Below are 13541 nucleotides of genomic sequence, written 5' to 3' on the forward strand. Positions count from 1 at the left end.
GCTGGCGCCCCGTCGCGCCCGTCGCGCCGGGCGGGGTTTCCGACTCGCCTTCCATGGCTCGGCGGAAACGGCCGGCCGTCCAGGCCGGCCCCCTGACGGGCCTTTTCGCCCGGCGCTCCTCGGTTCCACACGTCGCGACGAGGGTGGCGGCCGACGGCTCTCCTAGGCACTGAGGTGTTGTGCGGCAAAAGCCAACGCCCGCGACCCGGGTGGATGCCGCCTCCGTGTGAAACACCCTCACGCGGGTGGGAAGCGGCAAGCGAAGGGGCAAGTGGCACGCGGCTAGCGGGATGGCGAGCGGTGCTCTTTCAACCCACCCCAGTGTCGAGAGAGCTGCCGGGGGGGGGGGGCGCCGCGCCGCCGCGCGGGCGGCGGCGGGCCGGCGGGCGGCATCCCTTCCCAAGGGACGGCGACTACCGTCGCGCCGAGGGTGGCGCCCGGCAGCTCCCCCGCCGCGCACACGGCGAGCGCGAGGGCGAAGCCGAGCCGTGCATACAACCGGCCCGCCGCCGCGGGATCGCCGACAAGGTCGGCTCCCACCCGGGAGAACAAAAAAAGCCCCGCATGTGCGGGGCTTTCGATGTCGCCTTGCCAGGCTGTTACGCGGTGGCGCGGATGCGTTCGACGATGGCGTCGCCGAAGGTGTCGGTGGTGCCGGTGCCACCGACGTCCGGCGTGGTGCGGTCGCGGGCTTCCATCACGTCGCGGATGGCGCTGCGCAGGCGGGTGGCCTTGGCGACCATGTCGAGATGGTCGAGCATGTCGGCCGCCGCGAGCAGCAGGGCGCAGGGGTTGGCCTTCTTCTGGCCCGCGATGTCCGGCGCCGAACCGTGCACGGCTTCGAAGATCGCCGCGTCCTTGCCGATGTTGGCGCCCGGTGCGAGGCCGAGGCCGCCGACGAGACCGGCGCAGAGATCGGAAAGGATGTCGCCGAACAGGTTCGTGGTGACGATCACGTCGAACTGGTACGGATTCATCACCAGCTGCATGCAGGCGTTGTCCACGATCATCTCGTTGAACTCGATGTCCGGGTAATCCTTCGCCACCTCACGCGCCACCGTCAGGAACAGGCCCGACGAGGTCTTCATGATGTTGGCCTTGTGCACCGCCGTGACCTTCTTGCGACCCTTCTGGCGGGCCATCTCGAAGGCGTACTTGCAGATGCGCTGCATGCCGGGGCGGGTGTTGCGGATCATCGAGATGGCGACTTCGTTGTCACCTTCGCCCGTCTGGGTCTGGCCTTCGGCGAGGTAGGCGCCCTCGGTGTTTTCGCGCACCGTGATGATGTCGATGTTCTCGAAGCGCGCCTTCGTGCCCGGGAAGCTGATCGCCGGACGCACGTTCGCGTAGAGGTCGAACTTGCGGCGCAGGGTGACGTTGATCGAGGTGAAGCCGCCGCCGATCGGCGTGGTCAGCGGGCCCTTGAGGGCGACCTTGTGCTCGGCGATCTTGTCCAGCGTGGCCTGCGGCAGCAGGTCGCCGTGCTTTTCGAGCGCGACCACGCCCGCGTCCACGAAATCGTAGGCGAGGCCGCAGTCCAGGGCGTCGAGGACGCGGATGGTCGCGTCCATGATCTCGGGGCCGATGCCGTCGCCGGGGATCACGGCAATGGTCTTGCTCATGGGGGTAACTCCTGAAGGAAAGCGGACGCAGGGCGCGCGGTTGCCGCGCGCGGGGAGAAAAATCACCCAATTATCGGCGATCCGGTCCGCTTCCTTCAAGTTTGGCGCCCTTTGCGGGGCGCCCGTCATGGCTGTTCAGGCGGCGGAATGATCCGCGCAGGCAGCCGCATCGGCCGGCGCCTCGGTTTCCAGCGAGTCGAGGAAATCGACCGCGCGGCGCAGGTGCGGGATGACGATCGAGCCGCCCACCACGAGGCCCACGCTGAACACCTCGAAGAATTCGTCGCGGTTCACGCCCGCTTCCTTGCATTGCGCCACGTGATAACTGATGCAGTCGTCACAGCGCAGCACCATCGATGCCACCAGGCCGAGCATTTCCTTGGTCTTCACGTCCAGGGCGCCCTCGCGGTACGTCTGGGTGTCCAGGGCGAAGAACCGCCGCACCACCTGGTTGTCCTCCGACAGGATGCGTTCGTTCATCCGCTTGCGGAACGCGGTGAATTCCTCCACGCGATCGCCGGCCATCAGTGCGCCGCCTCGATGATCTCGGCCAACCTGCCGCTGCGGTCCGCCGCGGCGAGGTCGTCGAAGCCACCCACGTGGGTGCCGTTGATGAAGATCTGCGGCACGGTGCGACGGCCACCGCTCTTTTCCAGCATCGCGTCGCGCTGTGTGGGGTCGGTATCGATGCGCACCTCGTTCCAGGAAAGTCCCTTGGCCTTCAGAAGGTTCTTGGCGGCCACGCAATAGGGGCAGACGGCGGTGGAATAGATGGTGATGTCGGGGCTGGACATGGAGGGGATTCTCCGAACCGGAATGGCCGCAAGATGGCGATCGGGAGCGAATTTTGCAAGGACGGGCGAACCTGGCCGCCACGGCGCGGTCGAAGTCCATCCCACCGCCGCGACCGTGGACGGTGCCTGATCGTTAGGTGATGGTATCGTCGTTCGACCTATGCGCCCGCCCCTTTACCGCCTCTCCATCCTTGCCGCCACCGCCCTCGCGACCTTCGCCGCGGGCGCCCAGGACAACGTCCGCCTGCCCGACCTCGGCAGTTCGGCCAACGCCCTGATCAGCCCCCGCGAAGCCGACGAATACGGCGCGATGATGCTGCGCCAGATGCACGCGCTCGACCTGACCGTCGACGACGCCCTGGTCGACCAGTACATCAACGACCTGGGCTACCGTCTCGTCGCCTCCAGCGACCGGCCGAAGGACCACTTCTCGTTCTTCATCGTCAAGGACACCCAGATCAACGCCTTCGCCGCCCCGGGCGGATACATCGGCGTCAACGCCGGCCTGATCAACATCACCAGCAGCGAAAGCGAGCTGGCCGGCGTCATCGCCCACGAAATCGGCCACATCACCCAGAACCACCTCTACCGGGCCTTCGAGGACTCGAAGAAGAACGCCCCGCTGATGGCCCTGGTGCTGCTGGGCGCCATCGCCGCCGGTGCTGGCGGTGGCGCCGGCGACGCCGCGCCGGCGGTACTCATGGGCGGCCAGGGGCTGCTCATGCAGCGACAGATCAATTTCACCCGCAAGGACGAGATCGAGGCGGACCGGGTCGGCATCCAGACCCTCGCCAACGCGGGCTACGACCCCGAGGCCATGGCCGAGTTCTTCGGCCGCATGCAGGACACCTTGCGCGTGGGCGAAGGCGAGGAAGCCCTGCCCGCCCTGCTCCAGACCCACCCGGTGACACTGGCGCGCATCAGCGATGCCAAGGCCCGGGCCCGGGTGATCGAGGAGAAGCAGGCGAACAAGCCGCGCCTGTCCACGCTCGACAAGGCCACCTGGGAAAAGAGCACGGCACCGGTCCTCTTCGTGAAGGACCCGACCGCCCTGGTCAATGCCACGGGCAAGGTCGTTCCGGAAAGCGCCAGCGATACCTACGCGTTGATGCGGGAACGCGTCCGGGTACTCTCCGGCGATGCCCAGCGCCTTTCCTCCTATTACGCCACGAACCTGAAGCGCAAGGATTTCGACACCGCCGCCAACCGCTACGGCTATGCACTGACCCTGCTCCGTACCGGGCATGGCGCGCAGGCGGTGGACCAGCTCCAGCCCTTGTTGGCCGACCAGCCCGGGAATGTCATCCTTCGCCTGGCCATGGCCGACGCCTATGAAAACGCCGGCCGCCACGGCGACGCCATGGCGATCTACAAGGCCCTGCACGACAACTCGCCGCGCAACCGCGCCGTGGCCCTGGGCTATGCACGGGCCCTGGCCGACAGCGGCCGTGCCGACGACGCCCGCGCGGCCTCGGCCATGTTGCGGCCGATGCTCGACGACAGCGACGATCCGGAGATCTTCCGCACCTTCGCCCGCGCCAGCGAGCGCTCCGGCGATACGATCCGCGCCGCCGAGGCCTATGCCGACAGCGCCTACCTCTCCGGGCGCCCGTTCGACGCCATGGAACAGCTGCGCCGCCTGCTCAAGCGCGACGACCTGGACTATTACCAGCGTTCGCGGATCCAGGCCCGGATCAGCGACCTCACCCCCCTCCTCCTGGAGCTGCGCAAGCGCCGGATCACCACCGACGACAACCCCGACGGGCGCAGCCAGTAACCCGATTGTTACGATTGTCATTGCCGTGTAACACGGCACGGCTGCAATATGACCGTCACAGCCAACGAGCGGTCCCAGCGTGCATAAACGCATCCTTATCGTGGAAGACGAAGCTTCGATTCGCGACATGGTCGCCTTCGCGCTTCGCAAGGCGGGTATGGACGCGGCTCACGCCGCGGACGCCCGCGCCGCCCAGATGGCCATTTCCGAGCGTGTTCCGGACCTCATCCTGCTCGACTGGATGCTGCCCGGCACGAGCGGGCTGGAGCTGGCCCGCCGCCTGCGCCGCGAGGAACTCTCGCGGGAAATCCCCATCATCATGCTCACCGCCCGCGGCGAGGAAATGGATCGCGTGAACGGCCTGGAGGCCGGTGTCGACGACTATGTCATCAAGCCCTTTTCCACCCGCGAACTGATCGCCCGGATCAAGGCGGTGCTCCGCCGCAGCCAGGGCGACGATGGTTCCGGCGTGGTCGAACTGGGTGGCTTGCGCATCGACGGCCCGGCGCACCGGGTGTTCGCGGGTGAGGACGCGGTGCCTATCGGCCCCACGGAATACCGCCTGCTGTTCTTCTTCATGACCCATCCCGAGCGGGTGTACTCGCGCGCCCAGCTGCTCGACCACGTGTGGGGCGGCAGCGTCTACGTCGAGGAACGCACGGTGGACGTGCACATCCGCCGCCTGCGCAAGACCCTCGAACCGTGGAAGCTCGACGACATGGTCCAGACGGTTCGTGGCGCGGGTTACCGGTTCTCGTCGAATACCTAGGTTTTCGCGGGCCAGCCGCGCTATGGTGCGTTCCACCAGACCGTCATCGGCTCGACGCATGCCCGTTCGTTTCGTTTCCAGTTGGCGACTGCCCGTCACGTGTGCCGCCCTGCTCGTCGCGGGCGGCGCCGCGGGCGCGTTCGCGGGTGCCGCGCCGATCGGCGTGACCGTGGTCGCGCTGGCGGAAATCGTCGTACTGCTGTCGCTGTTCCGTCACAAGCCGGGGCCAATGTTGCAAACGTCCGCCACGCGCCCCCCTGAGTATGACCGTCTGATGACCCGCACCCGCCGTATCGCATCCCGCCTGCGCGACCTGCGCAGCGCGGCTGGAACGCTGCCCGACGCGGTGGTCCTGCTGGACCACTCGTTGCACGTTCGCTGGTTCAACCACGCGGCGGAGGAACTGCTCGGCCTGAAGCGGCCGCGCGACCGCGGCCGGTCGATCGCCGAACTGCTGCGCAACAGCGAACTGGCGGACTGGCTCACGGACGGTGCGCGGGAACCGCTGAACGACGTCACCTCGCCAGGCCATCCCAACCGCCACGTGACCGCCACCCTGCTGCCTTTCGGCAGCCGCCAGCGGCTGCTCCTGGCACGCGACACCAGCCATCTCACCCGGCTGGAACAGATTCGCCGCGACTTCGTCGCCAACGTCTCGCACGAATTGCGCACGCCGCTGACCGTGATCCACGGCTACCTCGAATTGCTCGATCCGGAAGACGTACCGGAACTCGCGCCCGTGCTGGACGAGATGCGCGCGCAGTCCAAGCGCATGGGCCAGATCGTGGAAGACCTGCTCACCCTTTCGCGCCTGGAAACGCAGGATCACGTGGCGGACGAGCACGTGCAGATGGCGCCCCTGCTGGCCAGCCTGCGCAAGGAAGCCGAGGCGCTCAGCCAGGGCAGGCATACGGTATCGCTCGATATCGCCACGTCTTACGACCTGCTCGGCTCGCCGAAGGACCTGCACAGCGCCTTCTCCAACCTGGTGAGCAACGCCGTGCGCTATACGCCGACCGGTGGCCGCATCGCCATCCGCTGGGCCGAGGCCGAGGGCGGCGCCAGGTTCTCGGTGCAGGATTCCGGGTTCGGCATCCCCGCCGCCCATATCGCCCGGCTCACGGAACGCTTTTATCGCGTGTCGTCCAGCCGCTCGCGCGATTCGGGCGGTACCGGCCTGGGCCTGTCGATCGTGAAGCACGTGCTGAACCTGCACCAGGCGCGCCTCTCGATCGAAAGCGAGCCCGGCAAGGGTTCCACCTTCGCCTGCGTTTTCGGCAGCGACCGCCTCCTCGACGGAGCGCGGCTGCAGGAAGCGGCCGGGTCGCACCCTTGAGCCATGCCCGTGAACGCGCCCGGGGCTTGCTGCGTTGCCGCTTTCCGGCATGATCGACGATGAGCCAACATCGGCTGTCGTGAAAAGACCAGCGGAACGAATGAGCGAGCCTGTCGACCTCGGCGCCCCCGAGCTGTACATCAACCGCGAACTGGCGGCACTGGAATTCAATTTCCGCGTGCTCGCCCAGGCCCGCGACCCGGACGTGCCCGCGCTGGAGCGGTTGCGCTACCTGACCATCGTCAGCAACAACCTCGACGAGTACTTCGAGGTGCGCGTGGCGGTGCTCAAGCACAAGCACGCGCTCGGCGCGGCGATTCCGGGAGCGGACGGACTATCGTCCAGCGAGATCCTCACGCGCATCCGTGAGCGCACGCTGGAGCTGGTCACCGAGTTGTATGGCACCTGGCGCGACGAACTGCTGCCGGCGCTGGCCGCCGAAGGCATCCGCTTCCTCACCCGCGACGACTGGAGCGACAAGCAGCGCCGCTGGCTGCTGGGCTATTTCCAGAACGAGATCATGCCCGTGCTGTCGCCGCTGGGGCTCGACCCCGCGCACCCGTTCCCACGCATCCTCAACAAGACGCTCAACCTCGCCGTGGTGCTCAAGGGTCGCGACGCCTTCGGCCGCGAAGGCCATATGGCCCTCGTGCGCGCGCCGCGCTCCCTGCCCCGGATCATCCACCTGCCCTCCGAGGTCTCGGACGGCGACGGGGATTTCGTCTTCCTGGCGGAAGTACTGCAAGCCTTCGCCGACGAGATCTTCCCGGGATTCCAGGTCTGTTCCTCGTACCAGTTCCGTGTCACCCGCAACAGCGAACTGGTGGTCGAGGAAGCCGAGGTGGAGAACCTCGCCCGCGCGCTGAGCGAGGAACTCGCCGGCCGTGGCTATGCGCGTCCGGTGCGCCTCGAAGTGGGCGCCGATTGCCCGCGCGCCATCACCGAAATGCTGATCGCCAACTTCCAGCTCGAGGAAGCCGACGTCTATCGGTGCGACGGGCCGGTCAACATCATTCGTGCCGGCCTGATCTACGACCAGGTCGACCGCCCCGAGCTGAAGTTCCCCCGTTTCACGCCGCGCCTCTCCCCCGCCTTCGAGAAGGGGGTGAACGAGTTCGACGTGCTCGGCACGCGCGACGTGCTGCTGCACCATCCGTATGAATCGTTCGCCTCGGTGGTCGAACTGCTGCGCCGGGCCGCGCAGGACCCCGGCGTGCTGGCGATCAAGCAGACGCTCTATCGCGCGGGCAAGGACTCGCCCCTGGTCGACCTCCTGGTGGAGGCGGCGCGCAACGGCAAGGACGTCACCGTGGTGATCGAGTTGCGCGCCCGCTTCGACGAAGAGGCCAATATAGGACTGGCCAACCGCCTGCAGGAAGCCGGCGTGCAGGTGGTCTACGGCGTGGTCGGCTACAAGACGCACGCGAAGATGCTGCTGATCGTGCGCCGCGAGGGCGGCGGCGTGTTGCGCCGCTATGTCCACCTGTCCACCGGCAACTATCACCAGGGCAACAGCCGCGGCTATACGGACATCGGCCTCATGACCGCCGACCCGGAAATCGGCGAGGACATCCACAAGGTCTTCCAGCAGCTGTCGGGTCTCGGCCCGATGATCCAGCTCAAGCGCCTGTTGCACTCCCCTTTCACCTTGTACAGCAGCGTGATGGGCAAGATCGAACGCGAGATCGAGCATGCGCGCGACGGCCGGCCCGGCCGCATCGTCGCCAAGCTCAACGCGCTGAACGAAGCGCACGTGGTCGAGGCCTTGTACCGCGCGTCGATGGCCGGCGTGCAGATCGATCTCATCATTCGCGGCGCGTGCACGCTGCGGCCGGGCATCCCCGGTATCTCCGAGAACATCCGCGTGCGCTCGATCATCGGCCGCTTCCTCGAACACAGCCGCGTCTACTGGTTCGGCAACGACGGCGCGCCGGAACTGTATTGCGCCAGCGCCGACTGGATGGAGCGCAACCTCATGCGCCGCATCGAGGTCGGCGTGCCCATCCTCGAGCCGACGCTGGCGCGCCGCGTGTACGACGAGACACTGGCCAATTACCTGCGCGACAACACGCAGGCGTGGTTGCTGGGCAAGGACGGGCGCTACACGCGCAGCCATCCCGCCAAGGGCGAGGCGCCCTACAGCGCCCAGCAAGCGCTGCTCGCGGCCTACAGCGGGTGAAACGGCGCATCCTCCTCCTGTCGGTATCCGCGGGTGCGGGCCATGTGCGCGCCGCCGAAGCGCTCGAGGCGACGGTGGCCACACTGGCGGCGGAGGGACAGGCGATCGAGGCGAAACACCTCGACGTCATGGACTATGTACCCTCGAGTTTCCGGCGCATCTACGCGGATTTCTACCTGCGCCTGATCACGCGGCACCCACAACTGTGGGGCATGCTCTATCGCATCACCGACGACACGCGGCCCGAGGCGGTGACCCAGCGCATGCGCCGCACGATCGAGCGGCTGCATACGCGCCGCCTGCGTGCGGCGATCGCGCAGTTCGCCCCGGACGCGATCGTCTGCACGCATTTCCTGCCCGCCGAGATGTTGATGCGGCAGATCCGCAAGGGCCGCATCACGGTGCCCGTATGGCTGCAGGTCACCGACTTCGACCTGCACCGCATGTGGGTGATCCCGGAGATGACCGGCTATTTCGCCGCCAGCCCGGAGATCGCGCAACGCATGCGTGCGGTCGGACTGCCTGCGTCGCGCGTGCATACCACGGGTATCCCGGTGATGCCGGCGTTCGCGGAGCCGCAGGATCGCCGCGCCCTTGCCGGAGCGTTCGGCATGGACCCCGACCGTCCCGCTTACCTGGTGATGGGCGGCGGCGCGGGCGTCGGTGCGCTGGACGAGCTGGCCGACACGCTGCTCTCCAGTGGCGGGGACTTCCAGCTGGTGGTTCTCGCGGGGCGCAACGCCGCGATGCTGGAACGCCTGCGTGCGCTCGCGGCCACGCGGCACGCGGGACGCCTGTTTCCGCACGGATTCACCCGCCATGTCGAACGCCTGATGGCCTGCTGCGACCTCGCCATCACCAAGCCCGGCGGCCTCACCACGTCCGAATGCCTGGCCATGGGACTGCCGATGATCGTCAACGCACCGATTCCCGGACAGGAAGAACGCAATGCGGATTACCTGCTCGAAATGGGCGCGGCATGGAAAGCGATCGATGCCGTGGCCCTGGCCTGGCGGATCGGTGAACTCCAAGCCGATCCCCCGCGTCTCGCCGCCATGGCCGCCAACGCGCGCGCGATCGGCCGCCCGCACGCGGCTCGCGAGGTGATCGACACCGTGCTCGCCGACCTGGACGGTACATGAGTCATTCGCCGCGTCGCCGGGTCACTGCCGTGATATCGACCGCCCTCTTCACCTTGCTGCTCGCCTTCATGTTCGCCCACGTGGAGATCGAGATCGAAGGCCCCAACGGCTGGGCCACCAGCCTGCCGACCTGGCGCGTCGATCACCACTGGCTGCTCGACCTGCTCTGGGGCGGGCGGCCCATGACCGGCTACCACGCCTGGGTCTTTCCTTTCATCGCCTTGTTTTTCCATTTTCCGATGGTGTTTCGTGGCTTCTGGAGCTGGCGGGCACAAGTTCGCGCGATCGCCTGCGTGATGCTGTTCTGGGTCGCGGAGGACGGCCTGTGGTTCGTGCTGAACCCGGCGTTCGGCGTGGAGCGCTTCAATCCGGTCGACGTGCCCTGGCATCGTCATTGGTGGGGACCGGCACCCAGCGACTACTGGGTGTTCGGTTTCCTCTGCATCGTGTTGTTCGTTCTCTCGGCGCTGCCGAAGCCGCCGCGGCGGCCAGAAGCAGGCACCCGGAGCCATTCCTCGTGACCTCTCCACCCGCGCACACACGATTCATGTGCTTGCACGCAAGACCCGGCACCATGCCAGAATCCACCGACACGCCGCTGCGGACATTCCACCTTGGCATCGACAGGTAAATCGCAGATCAACGAAGGCGAGTTGCTCGCCGCCGTCGACCTCGGCTCCAACAGCTTCCATATGGTCGTCGCCCGCTACGAACACGGCGAACCCCGCGTGATCGACCGCCTGCGTGATTCCGTGCGCATGGCCGTGGGCCTGCGCGCCGACGGCACGCTGGATGCCAACCATCGCGCCGCCGCGCTCGCCAGCCTCGCACGTTTCGGCCAGCGCATCGCCGGCATTCCCGCCCTGCACGTGCGCGCCGTGGCGACCAATACCGTGCGCCGGCTGGCTTCGCCACATGCCTTCCTCTCCGCGGCCGAGGCGGCGTTGGGCCATCCGGTGGAAATCGTCTCCGGGCGCGAGGAGGGCCGCCTGATCTTCCTGGGCGCGGCGCACGACCTGCCCGCCTCGCGCGATCATCGCCTGGTGATCGACATCGGCGGCGGCAGCACCGAATTCATCGTCGGCCGCGGCACCTCGCCCCTCCTCACCGAGAGCGTGCAGGTGGGTTGCATCGCCTCGACGCTGCGCTTCTTCCCCGGTGGAAAGATCACCCGCAAGCGCTGGTTGCGGGCACGCCGCGAGATAGGCGTGCTGCTCCAGCAATTTTCCGAGGATTACCGCGAAGCCGGCTGGGCCGATGCCTATGGCTCGTCGGGCACCGCGAAAGCCATCGGCTCGGTGGTCCGGGCCATGAAATTGTCCGACGACGGCATCACGCCGGAATCGCTCGCGGCGGTCCGCGAAGCACTCATCGAGCAGGGGTCCTCCGCCACGCTGAAGCTGCCAGGCCTTGCCGACGACCGTGCCGAGGTGTTCGCGGGCGGCGTGGCGATCTTCGAGGCCGCGTTCGACGCCCTCGGCATCGATCGCCTGCGCGTTTCCGAGAGTTCCATGCGCGAGGGCCTTCTCTGGGACCTGATCGGCCGCTCCGCCGGCACCGATCCGCGCATGGCCAGCATCGATTCGCTGGCCAGCCGCTACGGCGTCGACCGGGCCCAGGCCCGCCGCGTGGAGACCACGGCGCTGGCCTTGTTCGACCAGTTGGCCAAGGCCTGGAAGCTCGACGACGATGCGCGCGAATGGCTTTCCTGGGCCTCGCGCGTACACGAACTCGGCCTCGCCATCGCGCATAGCCAGCACCAGCGCCATGGCGCGTACATCCTGCGCAACGCCGACATGGCGGGTTTTTCCCGGCAAGAGCAGCAACTGCTCGCGGCCATCGTCGAGTGCCACCGGCGCAAGCCCGAGAAATCGGTCATCTCCGCCTTGCCCGTGCGCTATCGCATGCTGGCCCGCCATATCACGGCGATCCTGCGCCTGGGCGTGCTGTTTCGTCGTGCGCGCCGGGCCGAGGCACTGCCGCGCATCCGTGCCGTGGCCACGCGCCAGCGTCTCCGCCTGGCCCTTCCCGCGGACTGGCTCGACCAGCATCCGCTGACCGAGGCCGACCTTGAGCAGGAACGCGAGCCGCTGGCCGAGCTGGGCCTCGAACTGGAGATCGTGACCGAATGACCGCGATCCGCCCGGCAAAGGGGGGTATCATGCCGGGAATGTTCCACCGTCACGACCGGTCACCCATGCTCAAAGCCGTATTCGCCAGCGTCCTTCTCGCCCTGCCCGTCCTCGCATTCGCGCAGACGACCAAGCCGGCGGCACCGGCGCCCGGCCCCGCCGAGCATCCCCGCGTGACGATGCACACCACCCAAGGCGACTTCACCCTGGAGCTGTTCCCGGAAAAAGCGCCAAAGAGCGTCGCCAATTTCCTGCAGTACGTGCGCGACGGCTTCTACGACGGCACGGTGTTCCACCGCGTGGTCAATGGCTACATGGTCCAGGGCGGCCTCTACAGTCGCGACCTGACGCAGCGGCGCACGCGCGCGGCGATCCCCAGCGAGGCGGACAACGGGCTCTCGAACCTGCGCGGCACCGTCGCGGTGGCGCGCGGAACCGACCCGAACTCGGGCACGGCGCAGTTCTTCGTCAACCTCGTCGACAACCGCCGGCTCGACTACGTGAGCAACCAGAGCGGCCTCACCTGGGGTTTCGCCGTGTTCGGCAAGGTCGTCACCGGCATGGACACGATCGACAAGATCGCCGCCTTGCCCACGCGCGCGCAGGGTCCGTTCGTCGGCGACGTGCCGAATCCGCTGGTCGTCATCGAGTCGGCCAGCGTGGTCGGTGAGGAGAAGGCGGCACCGGCTCCCTCTTCCTCCGCCACGGCCCCCGCCAGCGCGCCAGCGAAGCCCGCGACCGCGCCGGCCACGCCCAAGAAGGGCGAGAAGAAAAACCCGACGCCGAAGGCCGCATGAGCACGCTGTTCATCGCCGACCTGCACCTCGACGAGGCGCGGCCCGATATCACGCTGTTGTTCGAACAGTTCCTCGCTTCGGACGAAGCGCGCTCGGCAAACGCCTTCTACATTCTCGGCGACCTCGTCGAAGCGTGGATCGGCGACGACGACGATGCGCAACTGCCGGCACGGATCGCCCAGGCGACGCGCGGCCTGAGCGATGCCGGTGTTCCCGTCTACTTCATGGTCGGCAACCGCGACTTCCTGCTCGGCCCCGCATTCGCCGAACGCGCGGGCATGACCCTGCTCGACGACGGCACCGTGCACGACATCGAAGGCGTGCCCACCCTGCTGATGCACGGTGACGTGCTCTGTACCGACGACGTCGAATACCAGGCCGTTCGCGCCCAGGTCCGCACGGACGCCTGGAAGGCCCAGGTCCTCTCGATGCCCCTGGAGGCCCGCCGCGCCTTCGCCGCGCAGGCACGCAGCGACAGCAAATCGCGCACCGGCCGCATCGACGAGACGATCATGGACGTGAACCAGGGCGCGGTCGAAGACGCCATGCGCCACGCGGGGGTCCGTCGCCTCGTGCACGGGCACACGCACCGCCCCGCCATCCACGATTTCGAATTCGACGGCGCGCCTGCGCAACGAATCGTGTTGGGCGACTGGTACGACCACGGCTCGGTCTTGTCGATCGACGACACATCCATCGACCTGCGCGGCCTGTCGCTCACCTGACAACAGTGGGACCCATGATGATGGGGGCCGGGTTCCGTGTGGAAACCGGACTCCATGTCGGAACCGGACTCTGTGTGGGAGCCGGCTCCGCCGGCGATGGGTGCTTGCCACAACCTGGCCCGCTGCCGCGGGATCGCCGACAAGGTCGGCTCCCACAAAGGCCGTGAAAGCCCGACCGAGTGGGAGCCGAGCTCTGTGTGGGAGCCGGCTCCGCCGGCGATGGGTGCTTGCCACAACCTGGCCCGCTGCCGCGGGATCGCCGACAAGG

12 protein-coding genes are annotated in these 13541 nt (G+C 67.6%); 9 read left to right on the forward strand and 3 right to left on the reverse strand.

Translation table 11 applies throughout. The annotated features are described in order from the left end of the window. Positions 1-599: 599 nt before the first annotated feature. From ACR9ZJ_RS16075 to grxC, 3 genes are all read right to left on the reverse strand, one after another. On the reverse strand, positions 600-1622 hold the full coding sequence (locus ACR9ZJ_RS16075; RefSeq protein WP_371024779.1) for an isocitrate dehydrogenase: 1023 nt from the start codon (positions 1620-1622) through the stop codon (positions 600-602). A gap of 135 nt (positions 1623-1757) precedes the next feature. Beyond that, positions 1758-2147 (reverse strand): carboxymuconolactone decarboxylase family protein, encoded by a 390-nt coding sequence (locus ACR9ZJ_RS16080; RefSeq protein ID WP_371024778.1) that lies wholly within the window; start codon positions 2145-2147, stop codon positions 1758-1760. Continuing rightward, entirely contained in the window at positions 2147-2416 is a 270-nt protein-coding gene (grxC, locus tag ACR9ZJ_RS16085) for a glutaredoxin 3 (RefSeq protein WP_481280878.1), read from the reverse strand. The genes ACR9ZJ_RS16080 and grxC overlap by 1 nt, the downstream gene beginning before the upstream one ends. 160 nt (positions 2417-2576) lie before the next feature. On the opposite strand from grxC, the gene ACR9ZJ_RS16090 reads away from it, so the two are divergent. From ACR9ZJ_RS16090 to ACR9ZJ_RS16130, 9 genes are all read left to right on the forward strand, one after another. Continuing rightward, positions 2577-4193 carry a M48 family metalloprotease gene (locus tag ACR9ZJ_RS16090; protein ID WP_481288303.1) on the forward strand — a complete coding sequence of 539 codons (1617 nt, stop codon included), beginning with the start codon at positions 2577-2579 and terminating at the stop codon, positions 4191-4193. Between the two features lie 79 nt (positions 4194-4272). Further along, on the forward strand, positions 4273-4962 hold the full coding sequence (phoB, locus tag ACR9ZJ_RS16095) for a phosphate regulon transcriptional regulator PhoB (protein ID WP_166698972.1): 690 nt from the start codon (positions 4273-4275) through the stop codon (positions 4960-4962). A gap of 58 nt (positions 4963-5020) precedes the next feature. After that, entirely contained in the window at positions 5021-6298 is a 1278-nt protein-coding gene (phoR, locus tag ACR9ZJ_RS16100; protein ID WP_481288304.1) for a phosphate regulon sensor histidine kinase PhoR, read from the forward strand. A gap of 100 nt (positions 6299-6398) precedes the next feature. After that, on the forward strand, positions 6399-8477 hold the full coding sequence (ppk1, locus tag ACR9ZJ_RS16105) for a polyphosphate kinase 1 (protein ID WP_481280881.1): 2079 nt from the start codon (positions 6399-6401) through the stop codon (positions 8475-8477). After that, positions 8474-9619, forward strand: coding sequence for an MGDG synthase family glycosyltransferase (locus tag ACR9ZJ_RS16110; protein ID WP_481280882.1), 1146 nt, complete (start codon positions 8474-8476; stop codon positions 9617-9619). Before ppk1 ends, ACR9ZJ_RS16110 begins: the two co-directional genes overlap by 4 nt. Further along, positions 9616-10140, forward strand: a complete 525-nt coding sequence (locus ACR9ZJ_RS16115) for a hypothetical protein (protein WP_481280883.1) — start codon at positions 9616-9618, stop codon at positions 10138-10140. Before ACR9ZJ_RS16110 ends, ACR9ZJ_RS16115 begins: the two co-directional genes overlap by 4 nt. Before the next feature lie 93 nt (positions 10141-10233). Next, a complete protein-coding gene (locus ACR9ZJ_RS16120) occupies positions 10234-11751 on the forward strand; it encodes a Ppx/GppA phosphatase family protein (RefSeq protein WP_481280884.1) in 1518 nt (505 codons plus the stop codon). A 65-nt stretch (positions 11752-11816) separates the two neighbouring features. After that, a complete protein-coding gene (locus ACR9ZJ_RS16125) occupies positions 11817-12548 on the forward strand; it encodes a peptidylprolyl isomerase (RefSeq protein WP_481280885.1) in 732 nt (243 codons plus the stop codon). After that, the gene (locus ACR9ZJ_RS16130) at positions 12545-13273 is read left to right on the forward strand and encodes a UDP-2,3-diacylglucosamine diphosphatase (protein WP_481288305.1); all 729 of its coding nucleotides are present in this window, start codon (positions 12545-12547) and stop codon (positions 13271-13273) included. Before ACR9ZJ_RS16125 ends, ACR9ZJ_RS16130 begins: the two co-directional genes overlap by 4 nt. The last annotated feature ends 268 nt before the right edge of the window (positions 13274-13541 follow it).

Source organism: Luteibacter sp. KNZ12-1A, from assembly GCF_056755675.1.

Excerpts from the sequence above, each read along its gene's own strand:
- ACR9ZJ_RS16075 (WP_371024779.1), bottom strand. The coding sequence starts at position 1,622 with ATGAGCAAGACCATTGCCGTGATCCCCGGCGACGGCATCGGCCCCGAG.
- ACR9ZJ_RS16080 (WP_371024778.1), bottom strand. The coding sequence starts at position 2,147 with ATGGCCGGCGATCGCGTGGAGGAATTCACCGCGTTCCGCAAGCGGATG.
- grxC (WP_481280878.1), bottom strand. The coding sequence starts at position 2,416 with ATGTCCAGCCCCGACATCACCATCTATTCCACCGCCGTCTGCCCCTAT.
- ACR9ZJ_RS16090 (WP_481288303.1), top strand. The coding sequence starts at position 2,577 with ATGCGCCCGCCCCTTTACCGCCTCTCCATCCTTGCCGCCACCGCCCTC.
- phoR (WP_481288304.1), top strand. The coding sequence starts at position 5,021 with ATGCCCGTTCGTTTCGTTTCCAGTTGGCGACTGCCCGTCACGTGTGCC.
- ppk1 (WP_481280881.1), top strand. The coding sequence starts at position 6,399 with ATGAGCGAGCCTGTCGACCTCGGCGCCCCCGAGCTGTACATCAACCGC.
- ACR9ZJ_RS16115 (WP_481280883.1), top strand. The coding sequence starts at position 9,616 with ATGAGTCATTCGCCGCGTCGCCGGGTCACTGCCGTGATATCGACCGCC.
- ACR9ZJ_RS16125 (WP_481280885.1), top strand. The coding sequence starts at position 11,817 with ATGCTCAAAGCCGTATTCGCCAGCGTCCTTCTCGCCCTGCCCGTCCTC.
- ACR9ZJ_RS16130 (WP_481288305.1), top strand. The coding sequence starts at position 12,545 with ATGAGCACGCTGTTCATCGCCGACCTGCACCTCGACGAGGCGCGGCCC.